The following is a 12,856-nucleotide window of genomic DNA, read 5'->3' as shown; positions in this document are numbered from 1 at the left end:
TGACCGCCTCCGCGTATTATCTGTTCACAAATATCCTCGGGGGGGCGCGGCACGCGCGGGGGGCAGACAGCCCCCCTCAACGGTCCCAGTCATAGCTGAGGTTGGTCGCCTTGCCCCGGAACACGGTGTAGGACAGCACCGTGTAGCCAATGATCATCGGCAGCACGAACAGGGCACCCACAAGAATGATCTTCAGGCTCTCAGGGCTGGACGCCGCCTCATAGATCGTGAGCTGTTCCGGCACGATGAAGGGGTAGAAGCTGTAGCCCATGCCGAAAAACCCAAGCACCATCAGCGTTGTGGCCCCGGCAAAGGGGAACCAGGCGAAATGGTCGCCCTTGCTGGGCAGATGGCGCAGTGAGAGCCAGAGCAGCACGATCAGCGCGACCGACATCAGCGGCAGCGGGGCCAGCAGGACCACTTCGGGAAAGCTGAACCACCGCTCAAAAATCCTGGTGCTGACGAAAGGCGTGGCCAGCGATACCGCCCCAAGCCCCAGTGCCATGCCCCAGATGCCGCCGCGCGCCCAGGCCACCGCCTTGATCTGCAAGGCCTCATCGGTTTTCAGGATGAGCCAGGCCGCACCGATAAAGCTGTAGGCCACGGTCAGCGCGCCGGCGGTCAGGGCGGCAAACGCCACATGGAACAGCGTCCAGTCCAAGCCCATCACATACATCCCCAGCATGAACCCCTGCGCGCCCGAGGTCATCAGGCTGCCGCAAAAGAACGCCCGGTCCCAGGATTGCTTGTGCGCCAGCGGGGCCTTGGCGCGGAACTCGAAGGCCACACCGCGCAGGATCAGCCCCACCAGCATGACGGCCACCGGCAAGTACAGCGCGGTCAGGATCGTGCCATGCGCGGTCGGAAAGGCCACCAGCAGAATACCGATGGCCAGCACCAGCCAGGTTTCATTCGCATCCCAGAACGGCCCGATGGACGCGATCATCCGGTCCCGCTCCTCTGGCGTGGCCAGCGGAAACAGCAGGCCGACGCCCAGATCAAAGCCGTCAAGAATGACATACAGCAGGATCGACAGCCCCATCAGGGCGGCAAAGATCACCGGCAGGGTGGTGGCATCAAGCGTCATGGTCCTACTCCGCCGGGACAGGGATGGGGGCGTCGCGCGGTTCTTCGCGGGTCGGGCGCTTGCCCGCTGCGGCGCGCTTGGCCAGATGGAAGATCACGCCGATATAGGCGATCATCAGCGCCAGATAGACGGCCAGATAGGTCATCAGGGTGGCCATCACCATCGGGGCGGCGACATCGCCCACCGCGGCCTCGGTCGTCAGCACCCCGGTCACCAGCCAGGGCTGGCGGCCGATCTCGGTGACATACCAGCCCGCCAACGTCGCCAGCCAGCCGGAAAAGGCCATGCCGGTGGTCGCAAAGAGGAAGGGCCGGGGCAGGGCATCTGCTCCGCGCCGCCACAGCAGCAGGGCACCTGCCCATGACAGGGCCAGCATCGCCATGCCGGTGCCGACCATCACCCGGAAGCCCCAGAACACAGGGGCCACGGGCGGGTGCATCACCGTGCCATCCTCGGCCACGAAGTCGTTCAGTCCCGGCACCACACCATCAGCGGAATGCTTCAGGATCAGGCTTGCGCCGCTTGGAATGGCAATCTCGGCATGGTTGGTGCGCGCCGCCTCATCGGGGATGGCAAACAGCAGCAGCGGCACATTCGGCCCGGTTTCCCAGTTGCCCTCCATCGCCGCCACCTTGGCCGGCTGATGGTCCAGCGTGTTCAGACCATGCAAGTCGCCCATCAGGATCTGCGCCGGGATCAGCATGGCCCCAAGGATCAGGCCAAAGCGCAGCTGGGTCAGGGTCGACTCCTCCCGGTCGCCGATCAAGCGGCGGAAGGCTGCGATACCCGCGATCAGGAAGGCCACGGTCAGGCCCGAGGCCAGCAGCATATGGCCCAGCCGGTAGGGCATCGACGGGTTGAAGATGATGGCAAACCAGTCGGTTGCGTGCACGATACCGTCGCGCAATTCATAGCCCTGGGGCGTGTGCATCCAGGAATTCAGCACCAGGATCCAGAAGGCGCTCATCGTGGTGCCAAAGGCCACAAGGAATGTCGCCAGAATATGCAGCCAAGGCGGCACCCGGCGCGCGCCAAACAGCATGATCCCAAGGAACACCGCCTCAAGGAAAAACGCGGTCATGATCTCATAGGCAAGCAGCGGGCCCGCCACATTGCCGACCGCTTCCATGAACCCCGGCCAGTTGGTGCCGAACTGGAAGGACATGGTGATGCCCGAGACCACGCCAAGCGCGAAGGACAGGGCGAAGACCTTGACCCAGAACATATAGGCCTCCATCCACTTCGCCAGCCCGGTGCGGGCATAGCGGTAGCGGAAGACCAAAAGCACCCAGCCGAGCGCAATCGTGATCGTCGGAAACAGGATGTGAAAGCTGATATTCGCCGCGAACTGGATGCGCGAGAGGAGGAACGTGTCCATCAATACACCTTTGCTGTTGCGCCCAATCTAGGGGGCGCCAGCAGGTTCGGGAACCCGGTGCGACCAGCGGTCACGGCATGGGGGTCAGCCGCCGGTATGGCTCATGTGGCGCGTCATCTGCCCGGCCACGCCGGTATGGCTGTAGTCGAAATCATGGCCCTTTGGCTTGTGGCGGATGGCGGCGCGGATGGCGGTGGCCAACGCCTCATCGTCTGCACTGGCCCGCAGCGGCGCGCGCAGGTCGGCCATGTCTTCCTGACCAAGGCACATATAGAGCTCGCCGGTGCAGGTCAGCCGCACCCGGTTGCAGCTTTCGCAGAAATTATGGGTCAGAGGCGTGATGAAGCCAATTTTCTGCCCGGTGTCCTCCAGCCGCACATAGCGCGCAGGCCCGCCCGACCGCTCTGTCAGATCGGTCAGGGTGAAGCGGTCTGCATAGCGGGCGCGCAGATCCCTGAGGCTCCAATACTGGTCCAGCCGGTTTTCATTGCCCAGATCGCCCATCGGCATGACCTCGATCCAGGTCAGGTCATGGCCATTGTCGGCGCACCATTGGGTGATGCTGAACTGTTCATCCTCATTGAACCCCTTCAGCGCCACCGCGTTGATCTTGACGCGCAGCCCCGCCGCCTGTGCCGCCGCAATCCCGTCCAGCACCTGCGGCAAACGGCCCCAACGGGTGATCTGCGCGAATTTCTCTGGGTCCAGCGTGTCGAGTGACACGTTGATCCGCCGGACCCCGCAAGCCGCCAGATCCGCGGCATGTTTTGCAAGCTGGCTGCCATTGGTGGTCAGCGTCAGCTCTTTCAGCGCCCCCGAGTCCAGGTGCCGGGACATGGCGCGAAAGAAGGTCATGATGCCCTTGCGCACCAAAGGCTCGCCGCCGGTGATGCGCAGCTTTTCCACGCCCAGACGAACAAAGGTGGTGCACATCCTGTCCAGTTCTTCCAGCGTCAGCAGGTCGGCCTTCGGCAGGAAAGTCATGTTCTCGGCCATGCAGTAAACACAGCGGAAATCGCAGCGATCGGTGACCGAGACCCGCAGATAGGTGATTGCGCGGGCAAAAGGGTCGATCAAGGGTGCTGTCTTGTCCATATGCCGAAGGTAAGACCCCGCCGATGCGCTGACAAGCGGTGATCGGGCCATTGCGGGCGGCGACGGGGCAGACTAAGGTCTGATCATGCAAAAGATCATCCTCCTGAGCCTTGCCCTGTCTGCCCTGTCCGGATGTGCGGCGATTGACCGTATCACGACCCGGGCAACGCCGGCTCCTGCCGCCGCCGCTCCGGCGGTGACCGCACCGCCGCCCGTGCTGGGCGCGGGCGCGACCGCTGCCACGCTGGACACCACCACCGAGGAGGAAAAGCAGGCCGCCCTCGCCGCGCCCGCCGCCAGTGGCGAACGCGCGCTTGGCACGGTGTCTGTCAGCCTGGGCGGGCCGGCGGAACCGGGCATCTGGCTGCGCTCGGCATTGGTCACGGCGGCGGGCAAGGGCCGGGTGGTCACCGCCTCGGGCCAGTCGGTTGCGGTCGATCTGTTGCCGGGGCAGGGGGCGGCGCAACTGTCCCTTGCCGCCTATGTCGCGCTTGGCCTGCCGCTGACCGCGCTGCCAGAGGTCACCGTTTTCGCCAATTGAACCGATTTAGGGCTGGCCAGTCCGAGACGCAGGCTCCATCCTGATACCACGTCAGGTGAGGAGGTCGGGATGCGGATGTCGGGATGGGTTTTGGTGCTGGGCGCGGGGCTTGCCGGTGCCGCGCAGGCGCAGACGCTGGATTGCAGCAACGCCATGACGCAGAGGGAGATCAACGCCTGTCTCGGCAGGGCGTTCGAGGCGGCGGACGCGGATCTGAATGCCGCCTATGGGCAGGCCCGCGACCAGATGCGCCAGATCGACAGCGGATTGTCCCCCGACCAGCAAGGGGCAGAGCTTGCCCTGCGCGATGGGCAGCGGGCCTGGATCAGTTTTCGTGACAATGCCTGCGCGGCAGAAGGATTCCAGATGCGCGGCGGCTCGGGGGAGCCGATGCTGGTGCTGGGCTGCAAGGCGCGGCTGACGCAAGTGCGAGCGCAGGATCTGTGGACCCTGGCCGCAGGTATGGAGGGCTGACGAAACCTGAGGCGCAGCCATTAGGCCGGGGGCCTCAGGGGGCCCCGTCCTTGAGCGTTTTTGCAACCTCGGCCGCCAGAATATCGGCCAGACGCTTGCGAAAGCGCGGCGCGTTCAGGCGCGCGGTCACATTCTTGCAGATCATCTTCTCCAGCTCGGTGCGGCCTGCGGTCTGCGCCTGCATCAGCAGAACCCGCAGATAGGGGCCAAAGTTGCGCCGGCCGCGCCACAACCGGGCAAAGCGGTTGCGGGTCAGGGTTCCGGCCATGGCCGCTTGTGCCAGCGGCACGACAATCTGCATATGGGCCAGCGCCGCATCCAGCCGGCTGCCAAGCCGGGGGCAGCGCAGATGGGTCACATGGCTGCCCTCAAACAGCGCCGCATGCATCGCATCTTCCATCACCTCGGGGTCGTAGAGGATGTAGACATGCTTGGCCCCGTCAACCATGTCGGGCGCATAGCCATAGCGGCTGGTGAAATCCAGCTTGCGCGCCTGCACCGCGCGCTTGTCCCAGCCCGCCTTTTCCGGCCGCAATGTGGCGCGCGGGCTCATCGCGATGACCGAAGCACCTGGGGCTGCGACAGAAAACGCCGCCGCTGCATAGCCCTGCGCGCCAGATCCCATGAAAAGCACGGAATCGAAATCTTCAAAAAACGCATCATCGACCAGCCGGTCGAAAAAGCCATAGACCCGCGGGTCGCGATAGAAGGTGTCGCCATCGGCAATCAGGCACAGGTGCGACCAGCCATTCTGCTTTGCAATATCATAGCCCAGCGGCATCTGGCCGGGCCGGGACATGATATCTGCGGCCTGTTCAAAGGTGACCAGCAGGGTCGGGGCCTCATCGATGAAAAATGCCCAGTGCCGGGTACCAAGCGCGATGAAATACCCCGCATCCTCGCCGATCCGGTCCATCAGCGACAGCCAGGCGGCACGGCTGTCGGGTGGGGTGGCATCAATGGGGGTCACGGTTTCTTGGGGGGTCTGGGGTTGCACGCCGGTTGACGCCTGTGATGCTACAACCGCCAAAATCAGCGGGGGGAGCCGTTCCGACATGATACTCTCCGTTCACGGTGCAAGCAAAGATTGCACCGAACTTTACTGGTTACACAAAATCTACACGTCGACTTTGGCCGATTTGAGGCAAATCCAATCGCTGCGTCAAGGGTTTTATCTCCGGCACCGGGACCGTGCCGGAGACCGCTGCTAGGGCTCGACCGCCCCGGCGGGATCAACGGTGAAGAAGAACCCCGGCGGCAGATCGCGCAGGTGCAGATCATGCGGAATCACCTCTGGCCCGGCGGCAAAGACGGCAGAGCCGAAGTGATGCTGCATCCGGCACAGGCTTTGCATGCGCGCGCCCGTCAGCTCGGTGTACAAGCGGCTGTAGGTGTCGGTCTGGAGCAGTTCGTCGATCTTGGCGCGGTGACAGGCGACCGAATGGTCATGCGCCGCCCGGATCTGCGGGTCGGCCAGCAGCCGGTCATATTCGGCCCGCAAGGCAGGGATCATCCGTTGGAGGGAGGTGTCGCGCTCTGCATTGTGATTCATCCGGAACCAGTAGTTCAGCCCCTGATCGCGGTCGACATGGTTGACCCGGCCCCGGTCACGCTTGACCAGAAAGCTCTGTGCCGAGCGGACCGCATAATGGTTGAGCTGCACCCAATCATACCCATAGGTCTCCAGCGTCGATCGCCAGCCGTTGCGGAACAGCTCCTTGGGCATCGGCTGGCCCGAGCCGTTGAGCCATTTCACCTGATCCCACAGGTCCGGACGCAGCCCCTTGGGCCGGTGCACGCCCAGTTTCTTGTAGATGTCGATGTTGCGAAACAGCGTCTTGAAGCCCCAGGCCTGATGCGGTTTGCGGATCACCTGCGGCGCGCAGGCGGTGAACTGGTCCAGCATGAAGCGGTCTTCATAGCGCGCCACATCGGCATTGCCGAACAGCCGCCAGGTCAGACTGATCATATTGGCGTCGCCCATCGCGGCATAAAGCGCCCGCAGCGTGCCGTCGCCCAGCTTGATGTTGATGAATTCATCCACATCCATGCAGATGCCCCAGCCGCAATTCTGCATCACGGGTTCGCTTTCCGCCGCCTGCAAGGCAGCGTGCTGCGGTTTGAGCGCACCGCCCGGCACCCAAGGGTTGGGGCGATGCTGGCACAGGCCTTTTTCCTGCAACAGATCCAGCATGGTATCGGTGCCATCGGTGCAGTCATTGGTATAGATCAGGAAGTCATCAACGCCGATGGCGCGGTGATAGGCGATCCATTCCAGAATGAACGGGCCTTCGTTCTTCATGGTGGTGACAATCGCCGTACGTCCGCCCAAGGAGGCCGGGCGCGGGGCGGCGCGCGGGGCAGAGGCGGGCGCGCGCACCGGCTTGTGGTGAAACATCTGCTCCGACAGGGCCAGCAGGGCAGGATCTTCGATCAGCGAGGTTTTCGGCGCAAGCTCGCCCGGCTGCCGCCCCGGCACGCGAAGCGCCATGGCGCGCAGGAACGGCACCACCTCGGCGGGGTCGGGCTTGGCATAGGCCACCCGCACCATGCGCCAGGTGTTTTGCAGGCCCGCGCGTGCCGGGGCCACGCCCCAGCGCGCAATGCCGCGCCGTGCGTCGAACTGGCGGCAGATGTGGTCGCCAAAGCGCGCCTCGCCCTGCGCCCGCAGCCGCCAGGGATAGATGCGCCGGCCTGCCAGCAAGATCACCCCATGCCTTGCGGTCAGACAGCGGTCAAAGGCGTTCGGACCGTCCGGGGCCAGCAGATCACAGACATCCAGCGTCAGCACCGCCCGGGCCTGCGACAGGAACCGCCATTTGAGATGTTCGAACAGGATCTGCTCGGCCAGATCCGACCGCCAGGGGTCGGGGGGCGGCGGCTCCATCCTGTCCTTGCCGGGGGCATCGGGCGCATGCCAGGGGTGGGTCATCGGGCCCTGGTCCGGCTTGCCCAGGGGAAGGGGGCTGTCCAGCACGACCACGGTCAAAGCCAGATCCGCCACTCTGCGGCGCAACGCGCAGGCAAAGTCCGCAGCATCCGAAGTCCGGCAGACAATGAGGGCCGCCTGCAAACCGTGGTGCAGCGCATGGTAGCGCAGCCCTTCGGCCACCTGTTCCGGCGTCTCGTCAAGACGGAACCCAAAGATCGTGTTCAACCCGGCAAAGAGCCCGGGTTCGGCCGGCACCGGGTTTGCCTCGATGCGTCCCCCCGTGGTCAAGGCCAGCGCCCCCGGGCCGGCGGTGACCACCAGCGCGGCCTCCGAAACCTCGCGCAGCTCCAGCGGCATGGCGCAGCCCGCTGCCCCATCGGGCAGGAATGCCGCCGGATGCGTGCCGGTGCCAAAGGTGGTGATCACCTTTCCCTCCGGCAGCTGAATGCAGTCAAGCAGCCGCGTCAGCCCGTCCTGGCCCAGATCCCGCGCCCCAAGACTGCGGCAAAGCACGGTCGCGCCTTTTGTCCTCTCGCTGACCAAGCCTATCCCCCTGCTGTCGGCTGTGCGTGTCGCCGGTGGCATAGCATGGCGCCCGATCACGGCAAAGCAAAGGCCGGTCCGGCGTGGCACGCGCTTGGCAAAGCGCGGTAATATCGTCAGACTGGGAAAGAGCGGTCTGCACGGACAGGTCGGATTTGGGGTTGGCGTCAGGCATGGGCAGGGTCAGGGAGGTCGGCACCTTATGGATTGGCGGCAGCCTGTCCTGGCTGGAACAGCTGTGCCTGAAATCCTTTGTCGACCGGGGGCAGCCGATTACCCTGTTCTGCTATGAGCCGATTTCCAATGTGCCCGCCGGTGTCACCTTGCGCGACGGGCGCGAGGTGCTGGAGACCGAGAGCTTTCTGAAATACGAGAAGAAAGACAGCTACGCCCTGTTTGCCGACCTGTTCCGTCTGCACATGATCGCGTGCAATCCCGGCATGATCTGGGTGGATACCGATGTCTACTGCCTTCGGCCCATCACCTGTGACGATGATCATGTGATGGGATTTGAGCTGCCTGGTGACTCGCGGGTTAACAACGCGGTGCTGGGCCTGCCGGCAGAGGGGGCACTGTTGCGGGCGATGCTGGACTATACGGCGGATGGTCATGCCGTCCCGCCCTTTGTGAAGGGCAAGCTGCAGGAAGAGTACCGCGCGGCGGCGGCAGCGGGACATCCGGTGCATGTCAGCCAGCAGCCCTGGGGCGTCTGGGGGCCGATGATGATCACCCATTTCACCCATGCGCTGGGGCTGGCAGACAAGGTGCAACCGCTGGATGCCTTTTACCCGGTTACCTTTCCCGACCGGCTGAAATTCCTGCGCCCGGCAGAGGTGGCAGAGCGCATGATCACGCCGCGCACCACGGCGCTGCACCTCTGGGCCTCGAATAAGCGCGAGTTGGGACTGCGCCATCACGGGGTGCCGCCCGTGGGAAGTTATCTGCATAAACTTCTGGCATTGCACGATATTTCAGCGCAGGCCGCGCCGATCAAGGGCCGCGGCAAGCGGGTGTTTGATGCCGGTCTGATCGACCGGCTTGACGGGGTTGCTGTCTCTGTCTTTGCCGATGTGGGCGGCAATGCGCAATCGGTGGCTTTGGCCGCCTGGCATCGCTGGGCCTGTGACATTGATCTGATCGATCTGGACCACAAGGGTACCTGGCCGGGCACGCCGTCACCATGGGTGGCGCCCTATGTGGATTTCCTGACAGCGCAGGGCGTGCCTTCGGCCAAGATCAGGCGTATCGCAAGCCCTGCCGACCTGCGCCCGGCGGGGGTGATCGCCAATCTGTCCGGTTTTGGCGATGTGAACAAGATCAAGTACCTGCAGCCCGTTCTTGACGCTGCACTTCAGCCGGAAACACGGATGCTGACCGATATCCGCAAAGGATCTGGCAGCTATCCGCTCTTGAACGCCTATGGCCGCTGCGAGACCCTGTCCCTGCGCGAGGCGGAGGGGGTGACCATCACCCGCGCCCTGTTCCGCGCCGGACCGGAGGCGGCAGCGACAGCACCCGAAGAGGGCAGCTGGGCGGCGATTGCCACCACGCTGGCCGGACAGGACGGGTTCTTTCGCGAAAGTCCGGACCATTCGTTTCTGTTCATCGGTCGGTCAGACACGCTGGTTGTGACCTTTGACAACCTTGATATCGCCATGGGCAAGCGCGAAGACCGACGCCCCTGGGGGTTTTCCTTCATCGAAAAGCAGGGCTGGTCGATGCTGGGGGTGATGGCGAACGGCTGGACATGGTACCGCGACCCCTGGGTCTGGCAGCAGTTCAACGACCTGCGCGACACGGGATTTTTCCAGCCGTTCAAGCGGGTGGTGTTCTATGGGGCCTCGATGGGGGGCTATGCCGCCTGCGCCTTTGTCGCCGCCTGTCCGGGGGCGGATGTGGTGGCGATCTCGCCGCAATCCACGCTGGACAAGGCGCTGGTGCCCTGGGAGACGCGCTATCACACGGCCTGGGGCCGCGATTTTTCGGGTCCCTACGGTGATGCGGCGCAGGTGGCACAGGCGGCGGGCCGGGTGTTCCTGCTCTATGACCCCTACGAGCCGCTGGATACCGCCCATGCCGACCGGTTCACCGCAGCCAATGTCGTCAAGCTGCGCACGCCTTTGCTGGGCCACCGGCTTGGGTCCAGCCTGCACCAGATGGGCATTCTTGCGCCGATCACGCTGGCCGCGCTGAACGGCACGCTGACGCAAGCCGAGTTCTACCGCACCCTGCGCGCCCGCCGCAGTTTTGCGCGCTATCAGCGCGAACTGTTCAAACGCGCGCTGGACCGCGGCCGCCCGGATCTGGCGCGAAAGGTGGGGCGCTGGGTGCTGACGCGGGGCGATCACCGCTATATCCGGCAGGGCATGCTGAACCTGTAAGGGCTGCGGGCGCACGTCGCGCGAGGCGCATGGGACACAGGCAGCAGTCCGAGCGCAGACTACTGCCTTGGTCGTAGCCCTGCACGTGCCTGCTTGACCCCGCCAGGGGTTCTGCCCAGCATGTCGCAACCCAAGGGAGGATGCCGTGTGACAGCCGTTCCGGCCACGATCGATGCGACAGAGGCCATGCTGTCCAGCCAGAGTTATGTCGCCAGCCGCGCGCTGGCGACGGTGGTGTTCTTGTCGCTGAAACTGGGACGGCCGCTGTTTCTGGAAGGCGAGGCCGGGGTCGGCAAGACCGAGATTGCCAAGACATTGGCCAGGGCCCTGGGGCGGCGGTTGATCCGGCTGCAATGCTACGAGGGGCTTGATCAGGCCTCGGCGGTGGCAGAATGGAATTTTGCCGCGCAGATGGTGGCGATCCGCGCTGCCGAGGCCACGGGCACCAGCCCCGCACGGGCGGATCTGTTCAGCCAAGACTTCCTGATCGAACGCCCGCTGCTGGCGGCGATGCGCCCGCAACCGGGTGGCGCACCGGTCTTGCTGATCGACGAGATCGACCGCACCGATGCGCCGTTCGAGGCGTTCTTGCTGGAGGCCCTGTCCGAGGCACAGGTGACGATCCCCGAGATTGGGACCATCCGCGCACCAGAGCCGCCCATCGTGATCCTGACATCGAACCGCACACGCGAGGTGCATGACGCGCTCAAACGCCGCTGTCTCTATCACTGGGTGGACTATCCCGCCTTCGACCGCGAGATGCAGATCCTGCAGGCCCGCGCGCCAGAGGCGCAAGACGCGCTGAGCCGCGAGATCGTGGGCTTTGTCCAGCGCCTGCGACGCGAAGATCTGTTCAAGAAACCCGGCGTGGCCGAAACCATCGACTGGGCCAAATGCCTGCTGGCGCTGGATGTGATCGCGCTGTCGCCCGAAGTGATTGCCGACACGCTCGGCGCGATCCTGAAATATCAGGACGACATCCAGAAGATCCAAGGCTCCGAAGCCAAGCGCCTGCTCGACCAGGTGCGCAAGGAGCTTGCGCCGGCATGAGGAGCATAAGCCCGTCTTTTGCCCATTATCTGTTCTTAAATATCCCACGGGGGGTCCGGGGGGTGTGAAACCCCCCGGTCGCAGCCATGGCCCCCTACGCTCCGCTGACCCTGCCCGAAAACGGCCAACTGGCTCAGAACATCACCCATTTTGCCCGGGCCCTGCGCAAGGCCGGGTTGCCGATCGGGCCGGGCCGGGTGCTGGAGGCCATCCGCGCGGTGGAGGTGGCCGGCTTTACCGAACGCGCTGATTTCTACTGGACCTTGCAGGCCTGTTTTGTCAGCCGTCCCGAAGAGCGGGTGGTGTTCGAACAGGTGTTCCGGCTGTTCTGGCGCGATCCGAAGTATCTTGACCATATGATGAGCCTGCTCTTGCCCTCGATCCGCGGTCTGCAGGAGGACCGCCCGGCGCAGGCTGCGGAGCAGCGGGCGGCGCAGGCGCTGCTCGATGGGGTAGAGCGGGACATGCCCGCGCCGGCTGATCCCTCAGAAGACCGGATCGATATCGACGCCTCGGCCAGCATGAGCCAGGAAGAACGGCTCAAGACGCTCGATTTCGAACAGATGTCGGTGGAAGATATGGCACAGGCCAAGGCCATGCTGGCGCGGCTGTCGCTGCCGGTCAAGCCGCTGATCACGCGGCGCAGCCGGGCATCGGCGGGTGGGGCACAGGTCGATCTGCGCCGCACCTTGCGCGCCAGCCTGCGCCAGGGCGGCGAGATCACGCAGCTGGCGATGCGGGCCCCGCGCCTGCGCTGGCCGAACCTGGTGGTGCTGTGCGATATTTCCGGCTCGATGAGCCAGTACAGCCGGATGGCGCTGCATTTCGTGCATGCGGTGGCGAACCGGCAGGGGCAGGGCTGGGCGCAGGTCCATGGCTTTACCTTTGGCACGCGGCTGACCAACATCACCCGCCACCTGAAGGCCCGCGATGTTGATGCCGCGCTGCGGGCGGCGGGGGCCGAGGCGCAGGACTGGTCGGGCGGCACGCGGATCGGGGCCAGCCTTGCCGCCTTCAACCGCGACTGGTCGCGGCGGGTGCTGGGGCAGGGCGCGGTGGTCTTGCTGATCACCGATGGGCTGGACCGCGACGACAGCGGGCAGCTGGCCACGGCGATGGAGCGGTTGCACCTGTCCTGCCGCCGTCTGATCTGGCTGAACCCGCTGTTGCGCTGGGAAGGTTTTGCGCCGAAGGCCCAAGGCATCCGGGCGATGCTGCCGCATTGCGATGTGTTCCGCGCTGGGCATTCGGTGGCCTCGCTGGAGGGCTTGGGCGCGGTGATTTCCGGCGCTGGCGGCGGTGCCGGCGGCGCGGACGGCGAGAAGACGCGGCTGCTGCGGCTGTTGTCGGGAACCTGAGGCACAGGCTGCGCGTT

General features: G+C 64.9%; 10 protein-coding genes. 5 read left to right on the top strand and 5 right to left on the bottom strand.

Annotation, left to right across the window (positions count from 1 at the left end):
* Positions 1-76: 76 nt before the first annotated feature.
* From CXR43_RS09490 to moaA, 3 genes are all read right to left on the bottom strand, one after another.
* A complete protein-coding gene (locus CXR43_RS09490) occupies positions 77-1,087 on the bottom strand; it encodes a cytochrome d ubiquinol oxidase subunit II (protein ID WP_103333715.1) in 1,011 nt (336 codons plus the stop codon).
* A gap of 4 nt (positions 1,088-1,091) precedes the next feature.
* Positions 1,092-2,465 carry a cytochrome ubiquinol oxidase subunit I gene (locus CXR43_RS09485; protein WP_103333714.1) on the bottom strand — a complete coding sequence of 458 codons (1,374 nt, stop codon included), beginning with the start codon at positions 2,463-2,465 and terminating at the stop codon, positions 1,092-1,094.
* Between the two features lie 84 nt (positions 2,466-2,549).
* Positions 2,550-3,560 carry a GTP 3',8-cyclase MoaA gene (moaA, locus tag CXR43_RS09480; RefSeq protein ID WP_103333713.1) on the bottom strand — a complete coding sequence of 337 codons (1,011 nt, stop codon included), beginning with the start codon at positions 3,558-3,560 and terminating at the stop codon, positions 2,550-2,552.
* 85 nt (positions 3,561-3,645) lie between these two features.
* On the opposite strand from moaA, the gene CXR43_RS09475 reads away from it, so the two are divergent.
* Positions 3,646-4,101: a hypothetical protein gene (locus CXR43_RS09475; protein ID WP_103333712.1), complete on the top strand. Its 456-nt coding sequence runs from the start codon at positions 3,646-3,648 to the stop codon at positions 4,099-4,101.
* 69 nt (positions 4,102-4,170) lie between these two features.
* Complete coding sequence (locus CXR43_RS09470; RefSeq protein WP_103333711.1) at positions 4,171-4,575, top strand: lysozyme inhibitor LprI family protein; 405 nt, start codon at positions 4,171-4,173, stop codon at positions 4,573-4,575.
* Between the two features lie 34 nt (positions 4,576-4,609).
* On the opposite strand, the gene CXR43_RS09465 is transcribed toward CXR43_RS09470, so the two are convergent.
* Both CXR43_RS09465 and CXR43_RS09460 read right to left on the bottom strand, forming a co-directional pair.
* Positions 4,610-5,632: a phosphoadenosine phosphosulfate reductase gene (locus CXR43_RS09465; RefSeq protein WP_246831328.1), complete on the bottom strand. Its 1,023-nt coding sequence runs from the start codon at positions 5,630-5,632 to the stop codon at positions 4,610-4,612.
* A 150-nt stretch (positions 5,633-5,782) separates the two neighbouring features.
* On the bottom strand, positions 5,783-8,020 hold the full coding sequence (locus CXR43_RS09460) for a glycosyltransferase family 2 protein (RefSeq protein WP_246831327.1): 2,238 nt from the start codon (positions 8,018-8,020) through the stop codon (positions 5,783-5,785).
* 203 nt (positions 8,021-8,223) lie between these two features.
* On the opposite strand from CXR43_RS09460, the gene CXR43_RS09455 reads away from it, so the two are divergent.
* The 3 genes from CXR43_RS09455 (at position 8,224) to CXR43_RS09445 (ending at position 12,839) form a co-directional block, all read left to right on the top strand.
* Entirely contained in the window at positions 8,224-10,431 is a 2,208-nt protein-coding gene (locus tag CXR43_RS09455) for a glycosyltransferase family 32 protein (protein WP_103333709.1), read from the top strand.
* Between the two features lie 186 nt (positions 10,432-10,617).
* Positions 10,618-11,481, top strand: coding sequence for an AAA family ATPase (locus tag CXR43_RS09450; RefSeq protein ID WP_246831368.1), 864 nt, complete (start codon positions 10,618-10,620; stop codon positions 11,479-11,481).
* 86 nt (positions 11,482-11,567) lie between these two features.
* Complete coding sequence (locus CXR43_RS09445) at positions 11,568-12,839, top strand: vWA domain-containing protein (protein ID WP_103333707.1); 1,272 nt, start codon at positions 11,568-11,570, stop codon at positions 12,837-12,839.
* Positions 12,840-12,856 lie beyond the last annotated feature (17 nt).

The organism is Pseudotabrizicola formosa (genome assembly GCF_002900965.1).
Classification (GTDB): Bacteria; Pseudomonadota; Alphaproteobacteria; order Rhodobacterales; family Rhodobacteraceae; genus Pseudotabrizicola; species Pseudotabrizicola formosa.
The sequence above is the reverse complement of the archived record's forward strand: the minus strand, read 5'-3'. Positions and strand labels throughout refer to the sequence as shown.